Below are 20,554 nucleotides of genomic sequence, written 5' to 3' on the forward strand. Positions count from 1 at the left end.
AAAACCCAGTCGCTGAGCGTATCAACGGCATCTTGAAGACCGAGTTGTTACAGGACGGCTACCCTACTCATGAAGAAGCTCTCGAAGCCGTAGCGGAGGCTATCCGCATCTATAATGAAGAACGGCCGCATCGCTCCGTCGACATGATGACGCCGCTACAAGCTCACAAAATGATGGGGCCGATGCCGAAACGGTGGCGGAAAAATAGTCGGAGAGAAAAATCTTCTAAAAAGCGGCAGAAATCCCAACAGGATCTAAATGTTAAAAGTGTAGAGCTATTTTAGTGTATAACCCGGAATTTTGCCGTGAAATAGCTCTACACTATTGTCACGACAACGGGCTGTTTTAGCCTTGTTTCTCACTTAGAAAGGAGATGATAAGAGCGACTTTAAATCAAACAACCAATGTTATTTAAGGACGGAAAATCGTATCTTGTGCTAAATTGTTTTAGCATGGCTAAGAAAGAAGAAGAGCTGATCGTAGAAGGCCGTAAGATCAAATTTGACAATGGCTATATGTCCCTCACTGACATAGCGTTGCTAAAGGTATGCTGAAGGGTAAAACTTACCCACATCGACTGGCTGTCCTATTTTTGGCGCAAGACAAAAGTAACAGTAGCGCAGATCAACAAATTTTATCTTTAACTGGAGTACAGGGGGTGCACTTCAACCTGGCTGATCAGCGTACTGCGGGGGTGGAACATTTTAGTGACTACTGTAAACCAGGAATGCATGCTGGTATTTTGGTTTACTCAGCCCATAAAGATTTAGAGCCTATTGGCGTGTCTGCCTATCAGGAGATCCGACTCCTTAATGCACTTGATGAAAGTCTCCGCAAAGACAAAAGCTACTTGCCCCCCGAGTTACGTGGAAGGAACGATTAATGTCAATATTCATGAGGAGTACTTTGATGAAAAGTTGGCGATATTGGTTGTTGCCTTAGAAAGGTAACGCCGGGTTTTTCAAGGGGTTACCGGTAGCCGTAAGCAATTTAGCTGGGTCCTTTTAGCGGCGGACGAAGGCGAGCATACGGTTGGTAGCCAGGGGGTGATTGATCATTTTTTGGCCGGAAATAATCTGTTTAGTGCTCAGTAGCGATGAAGATTGAAGGATTTTCGTTGCCGAATCAGCGAGGGGTTCCTTCTACCCTGCTCCTTTTAACTTATCTCTGCATCCCGCGTCCGCGCCCAAACTACTCAAGTGCCAAGTGGCGATAGTGAGGATTCCCCTTACGGTTGGAAAAAGTGGACGAGATAGATGTACAATTACTAAGCCGTTAAGCTGCTCGATGGTAAGATACCGCCCTACCCTGCCGCTAATCTGCCAAGCAAACGATATCCGCCCCAAAGGCGACCTTTTGCTGCTGCTGGAAGGCGTTCAGGAAATGATAGATTCGCTGGCAAGCGATGGCAGCGGCCAGGGCGTTGTGGGTACTGGGGAGTGCTTCGCCAAAAAGCTGGGGATAGATGGTGGAGAGCTGGGTATTGGCGGACGTTGCTGGTTGGCCGAGGTAGCGGAAGTAATCGGCGGAGAGCTGCTGGGTGCAGATAGCGGCGCGGGTCCCCCCATCGAAGCCGAATTGTGGTGGGGAAAGCATGGTAACGATTTCCTGCCGGCCGGCACGCCGGGCTTCGGCGATGATGGTGGCAATGGCGAAAGCGGCGTGATGACTGACGATTAACTCTGCACGGGCCAACTGGGTGCTTAGTGTATCGAATGCCTGTCGGGTGTCAATTGCTTGGTGGGTGGCGGGAGGAAACAGGAGGTGGCAGTCTTGCCATTGGTCTGCAACGACCAGCCGCGAGCCGATCTGTACGAGGTGATCTTCTTCCGGGTTGCGACCAGTCGTCGCCACACCTAAAAATAGGAACGTACGCATATGGTGTGGATAGAGAAGGTGTGTAAATCGGTTGCTGCGTGATGGGTTTACGCAGTCAGAATACTTAAGGCGGGCAGGGCGGAGGTAGTCTTTACAGCGCGATAATAACGGATCACGTTATGGTGAAAGCCGACGATGATTACGGCAGGAATCGGTCGATTATCCAGGAGGGCGTCTTGCACAACGGAGCGAAATAGCTTAGCGGGAAGTTGGTCCAGTAGAAGTTGCCGTTCAGTGGTCATACCCGAAAGATAACGGATATGGATGACTTTTGTATATACAGAAGTAAAAAAATGGACGTTAGCAGCCCTGAAAGGGAGGAAATTCACAAAAATAGTGTCACAACAGCTAAATAACTCTTTTTGCGGCGCGAGCAGATTAGGTGATTAGCTAACACAGAAGCATCTCCTTGTTGAGGATCAGGAAGTTGGCCCATCTGGATTGTAGCGTTGCTGGAGGAGCTCAACAATGATGCTGGTGACGCTACGATCTTTTTCGGCGGCCTCTACGCGTAGTTTTTCTAGCAGCTTACTTGGTAAGCGCATGTTAACGGCGATACGATGGTCTTTGGTGGGCCGGCCAAGTTTCTTCTTGGAGCTAGTCTTATCTTCTTTAGACATTGGGTGCTGTTAGTTATAAATTGTAGTGGGGTGGCACAAAAAGGGGACTAGCCTAAAAGCAACTTATAGGCTATAGAGCTAAAAAAAGGGGTGACAAAGTGAAATTTCAGTTAGTGTTATTATACCTCAAAAGTAAGAAATTAAACGGGGGGAAGGGTGGGATTGGTGTTAAATATTCCTATACTTTGTGTAGACAAAGTATGCCATCAGTTACTCACCCTCCACGGTAAGGGTCACAAACATATCAAGACAGTCTTGTAGGTTATTCGTACAAAAAGTTGTATCTTCGGGACATCTATAAAGTTTTTCCCGCGCGGCGTTTCCTGATGGAGATGTCGCGCTTTTTGGTGGTGATAATGCTAAAATCAAAACCCGCGAATTAACTGCGCTGCTCCTTCGGGGTCGCGGGTTTTAAAACCCAGGCTCAGGGTCATCTAGCCCGCTATGGTCACGGCTTCTACCCGTGGTTTGAGCAGAAAATCTACCGCCCGCTGCGCCGACGTAGCCGCCTGAAACAGGAACTTCTTATCCTTGCGCAGGTGCCCGAGGTACCCCTCCAGATAGGCGGCGGAGTTCTCCTGCAGCGGCTGGCTGTTGATGCCGGCGATTTGGCAAAGATAGGCGGCACCGAGCTCGGCGATGAGTTCTTCCAGGGCGTGGGGAGCGGAGCCCGCTTTACGTTCCTTGCCGGGCAGGGTGATACCGGGGCGGTTGAGCCTTCCGGCGCTTCCGGTGGCGTGGATCATTTCGTGGAAGAGGGTCTTATAGTACGCTTCTGGCGAATGAAAGCGAGGAAGTGGGGGCATGTTGATGCGGTCCTTTTTGGGGACGTAGTGGGCGCTGTTAAGGTCTTCGTGTAGTACTTCGGGCATACCCTGGAAAGTGGCCACGAAGTCATCACACCGCTGAATTGGCCTGCTGGGTTTATCGCTGATCTCCGGAATTTTAAAATCGATGCCGTCAATGTCGGCGACGTTGAACAGGTAAAACGAGCGGGGCATGGGGATGGTGTGGACGTCGTCGCCGGCGGCCTGCCGATCGGCGACGCGCTCGGGCTTGATGCTCTTCCCGTCGGCGTCCTTATATAAGGTCTTGAAAAAGTAGACCGGTTCTGCCTTGGCACCTTTCCGGACCTGTCCGCCCATCGCCTGGGCTTGTTTGTAGGTCATGTATAGCGGAATGTCGAAAGCCGGCAGGAAATTGAGCAGGAAAGCGTTGATGCCGGTATAGGTGTGGCCATTGCTGTAATTGCTGGCCAGTCCGTACTGGTTCCAGGCACGTTGCCAGGGGGCGACGCCGGATTCGAGCAGGGCGATGAGTTTGTTGGTGACGACCTGATACAGGTCGGGCTTTACGCGGGTGGTACGTTGCATGATAAAGAAGTAAAGGGTGAAGGAATAAGGGGCGCGGACGCTGGTGCAGTAGGAGGATTAAGGAGCAAGTTTTTGGCTCCCCTACCCTGCTGGTCATATCAATAAAGCGGGGAAAAGGCGGGGACGGGTCATGACCTACCCGCCCCCGCGGAACACATTTGCGACCTTATGTAAAGGCAGCACGCAGAATCATTATAAGAAAATTCTGGATGAGTATTACAAGCAATCTCGCCGCTGTAAAACACCGGGTTCGCGAACGGCGGCGGAGCGGCTGAAAGTCGTGTTACGCATCAACTTTTCGGCTGTATAGGCATCTAGTTCGGTGAACCTGGTGCCGGTGATCAAGAGCGGGCCGGAAGGGCGAAGTTTCCAGCCGGGCAAGGTTGTACGGTGGGTGGCCTTCTCCCAATCCTGCGGTGTAGCGTAGACCCGGTACCCGTTGACCTCCTGGAAGGTGGTGCTTTGGATCGGGAAGACGGACTTAATGCCGGTGGCGGTGGCGCGGATGAACGCGCGCTTCATGGTACCGGCAGCGGGATCGATGACCAGGACGGCGATGGTGGGGAACGGGCGGCGGGGGTAGGCCCGGCGATTCCCCCCGGCGGCCGTCCGCCAGGGGGAAATCTCGCCAAATAGGCTTAGCTGATTGCTATGCTGCTTCACTCGTTTCTACTTGGGGCGCGTGATCGAATAAGGCGGGGTAACCATAGCCGGCCATCAGGCTGATGGTATCCGGATGGGTGATGGTATCCTCCCGGTAAATGGCGGGGAGCACGGCGCGGATTTCTTCGGACTTTTCCCGGGCGCCTTCAGGGAGTAGGTCGAAGAGGAAGTCGGCCACGTAATAGGGGCCGTGCTTGGGGTGGCTGCGGGGTAAGGGGCGGACGGTCAGTACGCAATCCCACAAACTCAGCCCCTCGTAAATGAGGTCGCGCATCATGGCCTTTTTGAGGCGGTCGACGCTGGACGAGTGGAAGGAAAGGACGCAAAGGTGGCCGGACTGGTTGAGGAAAAAGCATTCGAACCAGTCGCGGATTTCGGTGCCGAATAGCGCAGCCTTGAAGATGCGGAAGGCCAGCGGGATAAGGGAGAAGGTGCCGCCGTCTTTGGTGATGGCTTCCTGGTCTTCGTAGTTGAGGGTCCCGGATTTAGCGTTGAAACGGTAGTTGCGGGGAAGGCCCTTGTGGTAGGTGATGCGTTCAGGGAGGGCCTTAGCGAAGGATTCCGGATTGGCGAGTGGGGGAAATTTAGTTGTCATGGCAAGATTATTGTTTGGTGGATGTGCTCGCCCTATCCGCGCTGGGCAGAGGTTTAAGGGAAAGCGGTGAGGAAATGGTGAGGAGGAAGGCGGGCGAGGGCGAACCCCACCCGCTCAGTTATTGGTATTGCTTTGCGATGTCTTCGACCCACTGGATATCCTGGTCGGAAACTTCGGGCTCCCCTACGAGGTCGGAGCCATCCATGTCCTGGCGCCAGCCGTGGTACTGGGGCGGGGTGCGACCGTTGCCGTAGACAAAATCAAGGTCTTCCTTTATTTCCCGGGAGGTGGCGTGGCTTTGATCGTCGCCTCCATAAATTTCGGCCTCGAGCCATTCGGTCAGGCGCTGCTCGAAATTGGTATTACACTGCTCGTCGGGGCAGTCGAAAAAATTGGGCATGAGCTCCAGGGCCAGCACCTCGCGCAGTTGCTCGGCGGTCGTGCCTTCGGGCGTCATGATGGTGATGAAATACTCGTTGGTATGTGCAATGACCGCAAAGCCCTGGGGGAGTACTTCGGGAAAGCCCAGCGGGGACGTGGTAAGGGCGGCGAAGATGCCGTTGTCGGCATCGGCGGGTAGGACCTCGGTGGCTTTGATGAAATCCGCCAAAACGACCTCGATGAGGAAGCGGCGGGGGGCCAGGCCGCGCCAGATGTCGAACCCGGGCAGACGGGTGGCCGTCGCGAGTAGCGATGCTAAAGAAGACATGAGTAAGTTTTTGAACTTTCGACTAAAATCGGCGTGCGGTAAAACCAGATAAAAACGAAAGTTGATCTATAAAATTTAATCCAAAATAAGGAGCTAAACTATTGGCTTTCAGCCCCTTACCGCCTTACTAAGATACGCATTTTTGTATATGCACGCAAGATTTAAAACAAATAATTTAAACTATTTATTACTTTGTTTTTCAACACTCTACCGGCAAAAACCAGCTTTCGATACCGGCTTTACCTGGCGTTTACTTCGCACGGCATCGGCTTGCTAGCACCTAAGTTTTAAGCAGGGCCCAAAGCTTCGCAGCCCAGAAAGCAAATCTCCCTAGCCTCAACTTTATGGCACCTGGATTTTAAGCAACGCTCAAAGCCAAGTAAGCCGAAAGGCAAGGCCCCCGGATGCCGACGCCCTGAAGCACCCTAAAGCCCAGAACGCGGAGCCCCGGACCCCGAAGGCCCGGACGCAGGGCGCGCCGCTGCCGCCCGGGACCACGGGCAGCCGAGCAAAGAGAAAAATCCGCGCATAATAATGGTCGCCCCGTTGTTTGCGGAGGATAGACCATGTTTCAGTTCAAGACGAGGCTTTCCCGGAGTGGACTAACATAGCGCCCAAGACAAGGGGCTACGATGCCCGGGAAGGGACGGCGGCCGCGACCACGAGCCACCGGAGGGAGAAAAACCGCGCAAAAAAGCCAGCACACTTGACGGGCTTTTTTGCGCGGTTTTTTGACTGGAGGTGGTGAAGGGGGCGTGGCTGCCGGCGCGCCCGGGCCCTGCGCCCTGTGAAGGGTGCCTTCTTCGGTATCAGTAGAAGTCCTCCGCTCTGACGTTCCGAAGGAAACTTGGTTTGACCTCCCTTGCTCTTGCAACTTGGGTTGCACCTGCGGCCGCGCCCAAAAGGTACTCCTCCTTTCCCTTCTCCGACGATTGCGGAATGAAAACTTGATCTCCGTGTGTGGTGAAACAGTACCTGTCATTTAGAGTTTCAGATTTTGCAGGCAAAAGTTGACGATTAGGCCTAATAGTCGGGCTTTTTGAGGTAGATAGCCTGCCCTGGTGAAACACTTTAGCTAATAGTGTACACTCAACACTCATAGTAAGTAAGCTCTACGGGCAATCTTTTTGACTACTAAGTAAACAATCCATACCAATAATTATCAAGCTATCCCGCCACGGCTCAATCCCCTCTGTGAGATGAAGAGAATACGTTTTGCTAAGTTGTGAGACAGTGACAGTGGCGGCAGTAAGGTCCGCTCCCGAAAAATTAACTCCAGTAAGATCTGCTCCAGTGAAATCAGCAGCGGTAAGGTCTGCCCAAACAAATCTAGCACCATGAAGATTAGCCCCTCTAAAGTTCGCATAAATGAGATTCGCATGATTAAAATTAACTTCTCGAAGATCGGAATCGCGAAGATTGACAGCAACAAGGTCAGTTTTAACCAACTTAATACCTCCAAAAATACTGTCGCGTAAGCTAACACCCCCAAGTGCAGTAAAGCTAAAATTAGGGTTAGGCAATATAGGAAAGTCAACATTCATGGTAGTCAATGAAAGTAATAACTCTCCTCTTTCTCTACTAAAAAGTATTGAATCCGTAATGTAGCTCTCACCTTCCGTATAAGGTGTTAATGCATTAGAGACTGCTAGGATTCTAAAAATTAGTGGCTTTGGAATACTCCAAGTACTGTCAACATGTATACCATCTGCCTTTTTTGCTTCAAAGAGATCACCAATCAACGCGGAAACCATTTCTCCATTTGTTGCTATGATTTGTTGCTGATTTTGGTTACTAAGCAAGATGTTTTGCTTTAGCATTTCTTGGTTCTGATCGATAAACAAGTGATTTTGCTCCCTCAGCTCCAAAAGAGTTGCTATACCAATTATCACACCGATAGCCCCACCTATTGAAGCTACAATAATAGCTCCAGCACGTCTTCGCCACAATACCGTGGCCACAGCGTATAAAGCTGACAGTGTACGCTCTCGGGCGACGGGGCTTTTATCGTCATTCTTTACCGCCAGATATAAATTCCTAATTGCTGGGACAAAACGGTGCTCTTGCTGAATCAAGTCATTACGAATTTTTGCCAGCTTTTCTTCAAGCTCTTTTCTGGTAAAAGGTGCTTCTTCAGATATTTTTCTATCGACAGGCATGTTTTGTTTTAACTGTAAGATAATTACTTCTCAAAAACTCAATCCCTCGAAGGGTGGCCATCTGGCTGCCCCTTCGCTATTTCAGGAACATAATCACTCACTAAAAGTATTTTACAATTGAGGCTAGAACTACTATCTTTATGCAAAATCTGCACCCATGCCTATTACCTCTCACGCTAAACAATTCTTTCTAAGCACTTACGCAAGACGAGTCACACTTGGAAGAAAAGATTTCTATATCGAGTGGACGCTCGATCATGTCACAGGAAAAGACAAACAAGGAATTATTGCCTTCGAAGGTTTAGATGTAGTAGGTGGTCAAAAAATATCTTTCGAATCCCTCCAAGCTAGGAATAAGGATGAACTTTTTACAGACAACTTAGAACCTGATTCTGAGCTGCGAGTTAGGTTCTACTCCGTGAAGGAACAGTCGAATTTTTTCAAGTATTTAAAGACAGGATTTGTGGCTGCAATAGGTGTTGCTGCTGGTACCTACTTTACAGTTCAAACAGCCGGTGCGAGTTTGGCAATTGTTGCAGCAGGACTGAAAGAAATGATAAGTGACCTCTTGAAGAAAGAAAAATCAAAAGATGACAAAGAAGTCGAACTAGGCTATGGAGCTATATCAGGAGAAGAATTGAGCCAGCCAGGGCTTCATGTGATTAAGATTATAGCACACGAAAAGATTTTTATAAAGCAGACTCAAGAATATGATCCAGTATCGAATAAAATGAAAATCACGAATCACTACCTCAAAGGCGGAATGCCAATGGCTGCTTTACAGATCGAAACGCAATAGAAGAATCCACAGCTAAATTTGACTTTTCATAAATTGATCTATGTCAACCTACTAGAACACACTGATAGCATAGTGTTTCAACTTAAGACCGCGAAGGGGCAGCCATCTGGCCGCCCCTTCGTCATTTCCTTAATCTTGAGACGAAGACAGGTCACGCAGCCAGACTACCGCAGGCGGTCTTAGGGTGGTGGGTGGACATCGGCTTGTTTGGTCTGCCACTGTGAGTTCGCTACGCGGCTGCCTACGGCGGTGGCGGGGCGGCTTTGATTAAAGATAGCGCAAGAGCAGGAGGTTAAGACAGGCGGCAGCTGTTCGAAACAATGTCAGCGAAAAAGGAAGCCGCCCCGCCAAGTGTGGCATGCCGCTTTTTATCGAAGAACGATGTTTGAAGTTGTAGTCCAGGTAGCGCGGTTGACCGCCGCAGCTGGACGGACCAGCTGGAAGTATGGAAGCTGGGCCTGGCCAGCTGCGGTGAGCGACGGCGCGGGACATCCGGAGGAAACCGATTTCAGGGCTGAGTTCGGTAGCAACTTCGCCTTAATCGCCCGACATCGTTAGTGGGGAAATTACGTTCATTGATGGCGCCTTTATAATGGTCTGCCGCTCTTTGGCCGCCGGTTTTGCAACAGTTAGAGCCCCAGGTTTACAGTAACAAGCAATGTAAGCGGCGCGGTGGCCGGCAGGGGTGGCCGCGCTCGCGTTAGCGTAGTAGTGGTCGCGCCTGGCGTCCGCCGTGACGTGGAAGTTGGAGACTAGGTTTTCGGAAGATAAAAACCGGGGGGCAAAGTGGGGCAAGCCGCTTTGGTTCCGAAGAGCGACGATTGGGGTTGGGTCACCATGCAGCACGGTTCGACGCCGCCGGGTGGCCAGCCGGAGGGTTCCGGAGGCTGGACGGGCGGCGGTGGCGGATGGTGCGTGGGGTTCCGACTCAGAGGTTTGGGCTAGTCCCCTACCCTGCTTGTCTAACTTGCTCTGCATTACTTCGACAAGCTCAGCACATCGCCTGCGACCGCGCCTGATGTAGCTTTTGAAATAAATTGTGGTACAAATCACTTAGCGAAGTTGAATATTCCCCTCGTTTATGCTTAGTTTTGTTGCTTACTAGTGCAGGCTCCTCGCTCCGCGACCCATTCTAAACCTGCATCATGGACAAACAACTTACTTCCCAAATCACAAGCTTTCTTGAAGGCAGCAACTTTGATTTGGTCAAATTCCAAAGCCTTACCGACGTTCTCCATTCCGAGCACCTGCGTGAGCAGTTCCTCTACAAGATGTTCACCAGGCGAGAGCTAGTAGCCCCCTTACTACAGGAAGGTTTGCTGTATGCCCTTACCCGAGATACGCCAGATTGGCCAGCGGCGAGCTTCGTCAAGTTGGTGCGACGTACACAATCGTTCTTGCGAGAGGAGTTTGCAGAAGAGCTGTCGCGCCTTCCTTTGCCAGAAAAATGGCGGAATCACCAACTTGGCTGGCGGAAGATTAGACAGCATGAAAACAAGTTATGGAAGGTCGTTGAAGACGCACTGATCCCCGTTAAGCAACTTGCTACCGAGATAGTACTGGCACAATTCACTTGTTGGCTGGAGGAACAGCGTTGGGATAATCCTGAGGATAAAAATGTGCAGCACCTTGCCGGCGTGTACAGCTTTTTTGTTTCCTTGTATCTTGATCGAAAACTTAAACTAAATGCCCAAGTTTTAGAGGAGGAACTTCTGGCGGCGTTATCTAATAATTTATCTCAGGGCTGCAGCAACCTATTCGAAGCAATCTCGGCGCATCAGCGTTATTACGGAGGAAGGGCGACCATTTACGCTTACGATGATAATTTTAGTCCGAACGAAGATGGCATCGATTTTGGATACTCAGATGAAAAGGTTTTACAGAAATGGCGTGATCAGGGCTTCCGGTACGAAGCAGTAAAAAGCCTTTACCGTGATGCGGGAGAGCAGTTGGCTGTCGGCTTGCGTATTAAACACCCTGGTCCACATGTAATTAGTGCCGCTGAATGCCAAGGGAGATTGTTCCTGGAGGACTGTTGCTTGGACGATATACATTATCATGGTAAGCAGGTCCATAGTTTTGCAGCTTTTCGCGAACTTCGGGCATACGCAGAGAACGGAGAAAGTCGATACGAACTTCCTCTTGAAGAAGAGAGGAGCAAGTCAAAAACCTATAAGGAGGCGATCCTAAAGGTCGGGATGAAAGCAGCTGAACGCGGTATTTCTGTACTTCCTCTTACTTTCAGGACAAAAGACGAGCAAATTGAACTTTACTCTGGTGATGGGGGCCAGTTGTCTAAAGAAGAAGCAACCGTCATTACTGATATTTTCTCCTTTCGATCGCCCCAAAAGAAGGAATTTGATCGCTTTTTTACCAACTACGATGTCTGGTTAACGCCTTTCATAGAAATAGAGGGGGTTCAGTTGTGTCCGACTATGTTCCTCGCCAAAAACGATTGGTTCTACGCTACCGCTCAGGTAGCGATGAATGGCTACCACCAAAGAGGTAATCGCGAGGCACTAAGAAATACAGCATTGGCGATGGAGGGGGTACTGAAGAGCTGTTTTTTAGAGAACAGTTCTTTCACCGCAAGTATTCCAGATCAGCAGTGGCTAGGTAATGAAAACGGAGATGTAGACATTTTGGTAAGTGATGGGGAAACAGATTTGCTGATTCAATTAAAGCGAACAAAGTTCCGTCCTACGCTTAAAGAGGCCTACGATGAATCGATGCAATCAGACGCAAAAGCCAGCGATCAATTAACTAAGGCTCTGAGCTTCCTGCGGGAAGAAAACGAGGTCTACTCTCTTCGGGGTAATCATGCTGCGTGGGTCGTTTCTACATCCTTTGAAGGTTTAGGGCTCCTCCAAAGTGGTATTCGTAAGGTCAATTACTACGAGCTTTTATGGAGTTTGCGGGACAATCGTTTTGACACCCTTCGTGAATTAATTGCCTTCGTAGAAAATGACGGTCTATTTCAAAAATATAAGCCATAAAAATGCGATAATCTTACCGGTAAAACAGGTGGTTGGTAGCTCATGGATTGCTCCCCCTTTCTTTCACGAAAGGCTCATCAACAAGCAATCCAATGACAACGCCTTCTTTTATTCCGAGTGTAAATTTTCACCTCATCAAGCCCTGTAACATGGGCTGCAAATACTGTTTCGCACGTTTCAACGACGTAGCGAGTAAAAGCCTTACCCGTGGTGGCCTGCCGAAGGAGGATGCACTGGCCGTCGTATCCGCATTAGCTGATTTCGGTTTCGAAAAGATCACCTTTGCGGGTGGTGAGCCGACGCTGTATCCCTGGCTGACCGACGTCATCGAGTTGGCCAAAAACAAGGGTATGACCACCATGCTGGTGACCAATGGCAGTCGGCTCAATGAAGCTTTCTATCTTCGTCATGCCGGCCTCCTGGACTGGATAACGGTAAGTATCGATAGCTTATCCGTCGGGACGAACCTGGCCATAGGCCGGGCTAAGCACGGCAACCAGGTGTTTGCCAGGGAGGACTACGAAGTGATAGCGGCCATGATCCATGATTACAGCTACCGGCTGAAGATCAATACAGTGGTTAGTCGCTACAACCACGAGGAAGACATGAATGATTTCATCGCTCACGCCAAGCCAGAGCGCTGGAAAGTCTTTCAAGCACTGCCGATCGTTGGAGAGAACGATGAGTATCTGGAGGAGTTCGAGATTACGGCAGAAGAGTTTCAGCAATTCCTGGGCCGTCACGGTAGTCAGGCCAAGCTGGTCAAGGAGAACAATGATGAAATGAGAGGGTCTTACGCGATGGTGGACCCGAAGGGTTGCTTTTTCACGAACGTGAACGGCCAGCTGGAGGCGAGTAGTCCTATTCTGACCGTTGGGTGCGATGCTGCTCTGCGGGAGATGAATTATGACCTAACCAAGTTTCATGATCGTGGAGGGCGGTATGACTGGTGAGTATTTGCGGGGACACTCTCTTTGGGTGGTGGGTGGGCTTTGGTTGTACTTGGTCTGCCACTGTTAGCGGGTTGGCTTTGTTTGAGGGTGGAGGCGTTGTTTCCAGTTCGAAACGAAGTAAAGCAGCTCGGTTTTTTGTGCGTCCGCCGGGGAGTGCGCAGCCCCCGGTGGACGCGCGAAAAACTATGCTGCGGATAGTGGAGGCAAAAGCTAACGGTTAGGGAAGCCGCTCCGCCAAGTGTGGCTTGCCGCTTTTTCGAAGAACAGGGTTCAAAGTGGTAGCACGGTTGACCGCTGCGGGTGGACGGACCAACTAGAAGTATGGAAACTGGGCCTGGCCATGCTTAGCGGGCGACGGTGCGAGGCATTCGGAGAAGAGCATTGTTCAGGAGGTGCTACCTCAAGCCCCATCGCCAGACATTGCTTGAGGGGAAAGCAGATCTTTAATGGCGCTTTAATAATGGTCTGCCGCTCTTTGAACGCCGGTTTTGCTTGCAGCTCGAGACCAGGTTAATTGCAAGGAACAATGTGAGCGGCGCGGTGGACGGCAGGGGTGGCCACGCGAGCCTTAGCGAAGTGGTGGCCGCGCCTGGCGTCCGCCGTGACGCGGAAGATGGATATAAGGTTTTCGGAATAGGAGAACCGGTGGGCAAAGTGGGGCAAGCCGCTTTGGTTCCGAAGAGCGGTGTTTGGGGTGGGTCAACATGCAGCACGGTTCGCCGCCGCCGGGCGGCCAGCCGGAGGATTCCGGAGGCTGGACGGGCGGGGGCGGATGGTGGACGGGCGGGGGCGGATGGTGCGTGGGGTCTGGTCTTCAGGTTAAAGTAGTAGGACCCTACCCTGCTTTTTCAACATTCACTGCATACAGCGGCCGCGCCAAGAAAACAAGTTTACAGGTTATTCAGCTAAGAATATTTAACCTATTTTACCCTACCATTTACTCCAGATCCAGAAATTCTACATGCTTCGTATTCTATTATTCTTGCCAAGTCTGCTGATTAGTGTAGCGACTGCCGCGCAGATAACTATAACTTACCAATCTTCAGCTGAAGACTTCCCAAATCCGGAGCGCGGATTTTATCGTTATACTGAAACGCGATCAGGTAACTATAGCCCGTTAGTAGTAGGTGAACTACAAAGCTACCGAAACCCATACACCCCTGGAGGAGCGAGTTATTCGGTAGTCAGCACGTTGGCCTTTCGATACTTTTTCCTGGAAGACTTCAAGGCCGGACCGATTAGTCAAAACTATCTTAATGAGGTCGCAGCTGATTTTGCAGCAGCGCGTGCTGCCGGGGTAAAGCTGATCCCAAGATTCGCCTATACGGACGAAGTAAATGGTAGTGGATGCCTAAGCTTTATTTGCCCACCTTATGGAGATGCACCCAAGGCTATTATACTACAGCACATAAATCAGCTTGGGCCCATCCTAGCGGGTAACAAGGATGTTATCGCTGCTATCCAGATGGGATTTATAGGGGTATGGGGCGAGAATTACTATACGGACTATTTTGGCGATGCATCGCCAGAAGGAAATAGTCAACTATTTGACGCGGATTGGGAAGACAGGAACGATGTGCTGGAAGCTCTTCTTGCAGCAGTTCCCGCAGAGCGAATGGTTCAAGTGAGGTATCCTCAGTTAAAGCAACGCCTTGTCTATGGTATCAATGCCCCAACCAACTCCCTTCCCCTCACAGTAAGTGAAAGCTATTCGGGATCCGATAAGGCACGTTTGGGCTTCCATAATGACTGCTTGCTCGCTAGCGCTGATGACTTTGGCACTTATGCTAATTATGGAAACAGTAGTAGTGGCGCAAATTCCGATACCGCAAACTTAAAGCCCTATTTTGCTGAGGACAGTCGTTTCGTGGTAGTGGGTGGTGAAACGTGTTCGGATGGATACAACCCCCAGAATAACTGTAGCAGCACCAACAGCCAAGCATTTGGCGACTCCGAACTACGCAGACTTCATTACTCCTATCTAAACTCGGATTACAATCAAGCCGTCAACAACGACTGGCAATCCGGTGGCTGTATGGATGCCATAAAACGATCATTGGGCTATCGCTTTAACTTGACACAAGGAAACTATCCAGTCTCAGTTACTGCCGGATCAACGCTACCGGTCACCATAAGTTTGCAAAATGCAGGTTATGCCGCGCCCTTCAATGAACGTAAAGTGGAGTTAATTCTACGTGAAACGACAAGTGGCGAAATATGGCGAGCAGAGCTAGCAGAAGATCCTAGAAGGTGGCAACCTGAATCGGGAACGGTTGTAGTAAGCGCTAGCCCATGCCTACCGGCCTCCATACCTATTGGCAACTATGAATTGATGCTTCACCTACCTGACCCTATGCCTACACTGTACGGGCGAGCAGATTATAGCATCCGACTTGGTAGTTTACTGCCAGGAGGAATAGATGGCTGGGAACCCACGACAGGGTTTAACCGATTGGGTCAAGAAATTACCATTACAGGAGTAAGTGGCAACTGTGGGGGGGGTATTTCTTTCGTCCCCGACAATCAGTCCTTACCTTTAGAACTACTCACCTTTACGGGTCAGGCAAGAGATAAGGCTATACACCTTAAGTGGGTCACACAGTTAGAAACTGACTTAGAGTTTCACGAAATTCTTCGTAGTGAAGATGGAGTGAATTTCTCTTTACTGGCACGAAAAAACGCATCAAATTCAGGCAATAGCACGACAAGCTACAGTTTTACCGACCGCTCCGATCTAGCTAACGATTGGTACTATTACAGGCTCCGTTCAGTAGACTTCGACGGGTCTATTCATTATTCTTCCATTATTAGAGTGACGGTTGAAGATGGTGGAAAACAAGATTTGATTCTATCGCCGAATCCTTCTTCCGAGCGAATACGTTTAATGTGGGTAGGAGGAAAGCCTGAAGGCGCCTCTATCCAAGTTTTTGATATACTTGGCCAACTCTTGTTTTCAGGACCGCTCACTAACGAAATTGATCTACGCCCGACAATTCGAGGAAACTGTGTTTTAGTAGTGAATACTGCAAGTGCTCGATGGATCAAAAGGATAGTGATAAGATAGTACATGTGGTCGATTTCCGGTAGAAGGTCACACAATGTTTTTGCGTTATGAAATACATCAAAAGCATGGCGCGAACGCAGGATGCAAGGAAGGCTTAAAAAGTAATGTCTACACATTAAAATTACTCCTTCAATCTTCATTAAATTAGTTCTGCCTTACTCTTTCTTTGCTTTAGTTTCGAGAAAGTGAATTGCTATAACTGAAGTATTACACCCTCCGATTTTACACCCATGTTAAAAACACCCATACTTTTATCCTTTATATTACTCGCCTTGGTTTCTATAACTGGAATCGGCTGGACTACTAATTCGGTTACCCGTCTAAGTAAACAGCAAATGAGTTGTGATCCTATTAGAGATTCTCTGGCACTACTAGAGATTTATGACTCTACTGGAGGTAGCAACTGGGGCAGGTCTGATGGATGGCGGAATGACCCTACCATTCGTATGGAATCTTGGTTTGGGGTTAAAACCAATCCTGATGGATGTGTTTGTATACTTGACTTAGACAATGACAGTATACCGAATTTCGCTAATAATGAGTCGCCCGGTGGGAACAACCTAACGGGTTCACTCCCTAACGCTATAGGTAGATTACAGCAACTCGACTCACTTTTCCTAACGGACAACTATTATCTAAGAGGCACCTTACCTGACTCTTTTTATTTTCTCACGAACCTAAAGAGAGTATACATAGATGTGACAGCAATGGACGAGCCATTGAGCCCCGAGTTAGTCAACATGAACAATTTACGTGTGCTAATCGGCGACTTTAACGATTGGACCTTCAGCGATGTCATCCCTGCTGCGGCTGGTTTACAGGCTATTATTGATCGGGGAGGTCTTTATAATTTATGTCCCCAAGATTCTCCCATCGAGGAACAATTCGTTGAACTTACTGAAGGGGAAGATTTCTTACTTCGTCTGGGGGTAGATACATCTTCTGGAAACCGTTATGAATGGACAAAAGATAGCGTAACATGGAATACCTACTTTGACAACGACACCTTTAACTTGCCCCAGGTTACCTTTGAGGATGCCGGGGTTTACGAAGTCATAATATATAATGATGCAGTACCTGGCATGTGTATGAGGATTGCACCTATAACGGTTGAAGTTATCCTGGTTGACTGCCCCGGTGGGTCGACCACTTTTGTTACTTCTAACTCAGATTCAGGACCTGGGAGCTTACGGGAGGCAATTAATTGCGCTAATGAAGACACCTTGTTAGACACCATCATTATTTCCGTCCAAGGTACTCTTAGCGTTACTTCTGCTCTACCGCCAATTACAGACGACAACATAACTATTATTGGCTCTGATGAAGAAGGCTCGTCCTTCACAATTACGGGAGCACTACTCTCAGGAGAAGAAGATGGCATACAAATCATTGGTGCCGACGATGTTTATTTACAGAACTTACGGATTGAGAGGTTTGGCAATAGTGGTATTCTAGTTGAGAACAGTCAGCGTGTAAGCTTAACCGGAAATACGGTGACTCTTAATGGATTCACCAATAACTCCGGTGACGGTATTTTTTTAAAAAGCGGTAGTAATTCAGCCCGAATCACAAACAACATACTATCGTTCAATGCAGAAGATGGTCTTGACATAAACGATGGCTCCTCGTTTATCATCGAAGGAAATATATCATTCAACAATGGCCGTTCAGGGATCTGCCTATATAACACAACGGACGGGACCGTTGAGCAAAACACTTTGGGGAATCAATCCATGAGTAGTATGGTTCAGACTACTGGTTTACTTATCGATAGCTTTTGTACCCAACTCACGATCCGACGAAATCACATCGGGACAAATGATTTGGGAGAAGACCAGGGGAACTCAATGAACGGTATTCGCCTTCGGGGTTCCTCCAACCAACTGGAGATAAGTGAAAATGATATCGCCTTCAATCAATCCCGAGGTATTTCCATGGCCGCTACAATCAGCCGATGCTACATGTCCTCCAATAGTTTTTACTGCCAACCCGACGAGATCATTAGGCTGGCCACCGGGGCAAATGGAGGTATTCTTCCACCGATCATTGCAAGTTCCTCAACGACCACGCAAGTTGAAGGTACCGTGACCGCTGGTGCTACAGCAATAGAACTTTATGCCGTCGACCATTCCCGTTGCGGTGACGGAGGTCTTCCGTGCCAAGGAACAAATTTACTTGGAACTTCAGCAGTCCAAGCAGGAGAGACAGCCTGGAATTTTTCCGTTGCTCCGGAGTTGCCGGCGGGTACGCAGGTTATCGTACTTGCCCATATGGGTGATGCGACTAGTGCCTTTTCAAACTGTGTTCAAGTTGAGCCTCCTTGCGCAGAGGCCCGTGCTATGTCCCCTACCACACTTAGACAATGTGAAAATACTAGCACGACTATCAACCTCAGAGGTAAAGACAGTGAAGTAATAGGTAGCTTGTCAGGATACTCGGTCGTATGGTTACGGGATACAATTAATGATGTATCCATTAATAACCCCGAAACTTACGACTTCTCCGAAGGAGTCGAAGTATATGCAAGAGTGGTCAGCGATATTTGCACCTCTCAGGCAGTAGTTCTCTTAGTTCAGATATCTCCTCTTCCTACACTTAGCTGCATCTACAACGATAACCGAAGAGAACTGGATATAAGCTATTCAGGTACGCCTCCGTTGAGATTAGGCATCAACAGAGATGGTGTATCTATTACAACTATTACGAATATGGCTGGCAATCAAAGCCTGGGGGGAACTAACGTCAATGAGTTCATCATAAGCCTTGAAGATGGTAATGGATGCACGGTTATGTGCAATTTTGTTGTTCCACGTTGTGATGATCTGATCCAAAACGGAAACGAAACAGGCATAGATTGTGGAGGCTCATCTTGCAGTCCTTGTGCAGGAGATGATGAATGTGATCACCCTGATTACGCTGCCTTGATGGCTCTTTATCGGTCGACTAGAGGTTTAGGATGGAATTTTAACGGAACAAATGACATCCCCTCTTCTACGTCAGCCGGATGGGGTAAAGACTGCTTGCCTTGTGAATGGTACGGTATTACATGCGACTCTACTGAGCGTGTTACCAGATTAGACCTAGATGGTGTTGCAGATGGTAATTTTTCTTCTATGCCCGCTGATGGAAATAACCTAGTGGGGTTGATCCCCGACTCGATCGGTCTCCTTAGTGAGTTGGTTTTTCTTAATCTCAGCTACAACTTAGAACTTAGAGGGTCAGAGATCCCCCAAGGCATAGGTGATTTAGGTCAACTGACCCGGCTTTATTTAATTAACAACAACCTCACGGGTTCATTGCCACCATCTCTCGGGCAACTAAGTCGGATCGAGACCATATCGATAGTTAACAATTCATTACTTGACGGCCCGTTACCTGTCACATTGGGCAATTTGACCAGGCTACAAATCTTAAATTTAAGTAACAACAACCTTACCGATACTATACCGATTTCCTTTGGTTCACTACGCGCTCTCAGTTACCTGAACCTAAACGGCAATCAAATCGAGGGTAAAATACCCCGCCAATTGGGAGAACTTCCTTTATTAAGCATTCTGTTCATGTCGGATAATAAACTGAATGGAGAAATTCCTGAAACTCTGGCAAACCTTCCAATAGGTGAACTGAGTATGCACACTAATAACTTAAGTGGCTGTATTCCTGAATCTTTTCAAAACCGTTGTGGTGAAAACATTAGGATGTATAATAATCCTCTTTTACCGTACGAGGGGAACTTTGTTGCGTGGTGTAATAGCGGGGGAATATCTGTTGGTGCTAATTGTGATGATGGCGCTATTACAGCTGAGATGGACCGTATAAATGATGACTGTACCTGCGGTTGTTTTCGAAACTCACTGCCCGTAGAAGCATCTAGCGCCAACATCTGTAATCAGGATTCCATTCTTTTCGGCGAAGAATTCGTTTATGAAGCAGGAATATACAGTGACACCTTACAAGCCCTGGAAGGGTGTGACTCTCTGATTCGGCAATTGACGCTGTTTAATGAAGACAGGCCTGTAAGGGTTATAAACGCAGTCGTTTGTACGGGATCTTCTTATCTGTTTAACGGAGAGTTACTCACTCCACCAGACAGCTCTGAATGGATCCGGCCCGCCCCCTTTGGAGGTTGTGATAGTTTAATTATTTTACATCTTAGCGCCACGGAAGAAGGGGTCTTTTTGGTAGTAGACGACGAAAAGTCTCTTTTACGTACGGACGAAGAGGTACTAATAGATGTATTGGTTAATGACCTTTTTGATGGCCCTGTGGAGATCGAAGTAGACCAGCCGTCTTCTGGAGAAGTAGTCGTAATTGGGAACGAAATATTTTATTATCCTGACGGAAGAACGATAGGCGACTACGTATTCACCTATCGTTTATGCCCCACTGCCTGTAACGGACCTTGCCTTGAAGGGCGAGTTATTCTACAAATCACTGCTGATTGTTTCCTGGAACTTCAAGAGAATAGTGTAAACGTGTTTACGCCGAATGGAGATGGCCATAACGACTTTTTCGACCCTAAGGAGCGTTTATCGGTAGATTGTCGTAACGACATAGAGTTTAGTGAGATTCGCATTTACAACAGCTCGGGTCACCTGATTTTCAAGTCATCAACTTTTTCGAGATGGGACGGACGAAGGGGGAATGGGAATCTAGTATCTTCCGGCACCTATCAGTACCGAGTAACAACCAGCAACGGTAAGGTCCTTACCGGCGCGATAGAAGTTAGCCGCTGAGGGGTAGAT

At 48.8% G+C, this 20,554-nt stretch carries 16 protein-coding genes; 8 read left to right on the plus strand and 8 right to left on the minus strand.

From position 1 onward, the window contains the following. Window positions 1-284, plus strand: a 284-nt coding sequence (locus B036_RS29645) for an integrase core domain-containing protein (protein ID WP_020568268.1), incomplete at its 5' end; no start/stop codon positions are given. A gap of 1,030 nt (window positions 285-1,314) precedes the next feature. On the opposite strand, the gene B036_RS0115935 is transcribed toward B036_RS29645, so the two are convergent. From B036_RS0115935 to B036_RS32230, 8 genes are all read right to left on the minus strand, one after another. Next, window positions 1,315-1,878 carry a hypothetical protein gene (locus tag B036_RS0115935; protein ID WP_020569727.1) on the minus strand — a complete coding sequence of 188 codons (564 nt, stop codon included), beginning with the start codon at window positions 1,876-1,878 and terminating at the stop codon, window positions 1,315-1,317. A gap of 47 nt (window positions 1,879-1,925) precedes the next feature. Further along, window positions 1,926-2,120, minus strand: a complete 195-nt coding sequence (locus tag B036_RS0115940; protein ID WP_020569728.1) for a hypothetical protein — start codon at window positions 2,118-2,120, stop codon at window positions 1,926-1,928. A gap of 177 nt (window positions 2,121-2,297) precedes the next feature. Continuing rightward, entirely contained in the window at window positions 2,298-2,498 is a 201-nt protein-coding gene (locus tag B036_RS0115945) for an Arc family DNA-binding protein (protein ID WP_020569729.1), read from the minus strand. Window positions 2,499-2,932: 434 nt separating this feature from the next. Then, entirely contained in the window at window positions 2,933-3,871 is a 939-nt protein-coding gene (locus B036_RS29650; protein WP_020569730.1) for an ArdC family protein, read from the minus strand. Window positions 3,872-4,087: 216 nt separating this feature from the next. Then, entirely contained in the window at window positions 4,088-4,534 is a 447-nt protein-coding gene (locus B036_RS0115955) for a hypothetical protein (protein WP_020569731.1), read from the minus strand. Next, a complete protein-coding gene (locus B036_RS0115960) occupies window positions 4,521-5,129 on the minus strand; it encodes a hypothetical protein (protein WP_020569732.1) in 609 nt (202 codons plus the stop codon). Before B036_RS0115960 ends, B036_RS0115955 begins: the two co-directional genes overlap by 14 nt. Window positions 5,130-5,247: 118 nt before the next feature. After that, complete coding sequence (locus tag B036_RS0115965; RefSeq protein ID WP_020569733.1) at window positions 5,248-5,838, minus strand: hypothetical protein; 591 nt, start codon at window positions 5,836-5,838, stop codon at window positions 5,248-5,250. A 1,112-nt stretch (window positions 5,839-6,950) separates the two neighbouring features. After that, complete coding sequence (locus B036_RS32230) at window positions 6,951-7,997, minus strand: pentapeptide repeat-containing protein (RefSeq protein WP_020569735.1); 1,047 nt, start codon at window positions 7,995-7,997, stop codon at window positions 6,951-6,953. Window positions 7,998-8,154: 157 nt separating this feature from the next. Here B036_RS32230 and B036_RS0115980 point away from each other — a divergent pair, with 157 nt between their 5' ends. The 7 genes from B036_RS0115980 to B036_RS32235 all read left to right on the plus strand — a co-directional run bounded on the left by B036_RS0115980 (window position 8,155) and on the right by B036_RS32235 (window position 20,545). Further along, on the plus strand, window positions 8,155-8,796 hold the full coding sequence (locus tag B036_RS0115980) for a hypothetical protein (protein ID WP_020569736.1): 642 nt from the start codon (window positions 8,155-8,157) through the stop codon (window positions 8,794-8,796). A 381-nt stretch (window positions 8,797-9,177) separates the two neighbouring features. Continuing rightward, window positions 9,178-9,354, plus strand: a complete 177-nt coding sequence (locus tag B036_RS33605; protein ID WP_020569737.1) for a hypothetical protein — start codon at window positions 9,178-9,180, stop codon at window positions 9,352-9,354. 587 nt (window positions 9,355-9,941) lie between these two features. Continuing rightward, entirely contained in the window at window positions 9,942-11,792 is a 1,851-nt protein-coding gene (locus B036_RS0115990; protein ID WP_020569739.1) for a hypothetical protein, read from the plus strand. Window positions 11,793-11,884: 92 nt separating this feature from the next. Then, complete coding sequence (locus B036_RS29660) at window positions 11,885-12,745, plus strand: viperin family antiviral radical SAM protein (RefSeq protein ID WP_020569740.1); 861 nt, start codon at window positions 11,885-11,887, stop codon at window positions 12,743-12,745. A gap of 492 nt (window positions 12,746-13,237) precedes the next feature. Further along, window positions 13,238-13,573 (plus strand): hypothetical protein, encoded by a 336-nt coding sequence (locus B036_RS0116000; protein WP_020569741.1) that lies wholly within the window; start codon window positions 13,238-13,240, stop codon window positions 13,571-13,573. A gap of 133 nt (window positions 13,574-13,706) precedes the next feature. Then, window positions 13,707-15,809: a DUF4832 domain-containing protein gene (locus tag B036_RS29665; RefSeq protein WP_020569742.1), complete on the plus strand. Its 2,103-nt coding sequence runs from the start codon at window positions 13,707-13,709 to the stop codon at window positions 15,807-15,809. 740 nt (window positions 15,810-16,549) lie between these two features. After that, entirely contained in the window at window positions 16,550-20,545 is a 3,996-nt protein-coding gene (locus B036_RS32235) for a right-handed parallel beta-helix repeat-containing protein (protein WP_169435072.1), read from the plus strand. Window positions 20,546-20,554: the final 9 nt, after the last annotated feature.

The organism is Neolewinella persica DSM 23188, assembly GCF_000373105.1.
Lineage (GTDB): Bacteria > Bacteroidota > Bacteroidia > Chitinophagales > Saprospiraceae > Neolewinella > Neolewinella persica.

Bases quoted from the DNA above. Each gene is read 5' to 3' on its own strand.
- B036_RS0115935 (WP_020569727.1), bottom strand. From the start codon at position 1,878: ATGCGTACGTTCCTATTTTTAGGTGTGGCGACGACTGGTCGCAACCCG.
- B036_RS32235 (WP_169435072.1), top strand. From the start codon at position 16,550: ATGAACAATTTACGTGTGCTAATCGGCGACTTTAACGATTGGACCTTC.
- B036_RS29650 (WP_020569730.1), bottom strand. From the start codon at position 3,871: ATGCAACGTACCACCCGCGTAAAGCCCGACCTGTATCAGGTCGTCACC.
- B036_RS33605 (WP_020569737.1), top strand. From the start codon at position 9,178: ATGTTTGAAGTTGTAGTCCAGGTAGCGCGGTTGACCGCCGCAGCTGGA.
- B036_RS0115960 (WP_020569732.1), bottom strand. From the start codon at position 5,129: ATGACAACTAAATTTCCCCCACTCGCCAATCCGGAATCCTTCGCTAAG.
- B036_RS0115945 (WP_020569729.1), bottom strand. From the start codon at position 2,498: ATGTCTAAAGAAGATAAGACTAGCTCCAAGAAGAAACTTGGCCGGCCC.
- B036_RS0115940 (WP_020569728.1), bottom strand. From the start codon at position 2,120: ATGACCACTGAACGGCAACTTCTACTGGACCAACTTCCCGCTAAGCTA.
- B036_RS29660 (WP_020569740.1), top strand. From the start codon at position 11,885: ATGACAACGCCTTCTTTTATTCCGAGTGTAAATTTTCACCTCATCAAG.
- B036_RS0115990 (WP_020569739.1), top strand. From the start codon at position 9,942: ATGGACAAACAACTTACTTCCCAAATCACAAGCTTTCTTGAAGGCAGC.
- B036_RS0115980 (WP_020569736.1), top strand. From the start codon at position 8,155: ATGCCTATTACCTCTCACGCTAAACAATTCTTTCTAAGCACTTACGCA.
- B036_RS32230 (WP_020569735.1), bottom strand. From the start codon at position 7,997: ATGCCTGTCGATAGAAAAATATCTGAAGAAGCACCTTTTACCAGAAAA.
- B036_RS0115965 (WP_020569733.1), bottom strand. From the start codon at position 5,838: ATGTCTTCTTTAGCATCGCTACTCGCGACGGCCACCCGTCTGCCCGGG.
- B036_RS29665 (WP_020569742.1), top strand. From the start codon at position 13,707: ATGCTTCGTATTCTATTATTCTTGCCAAGTCTGCTGATTAGTGTAGCG.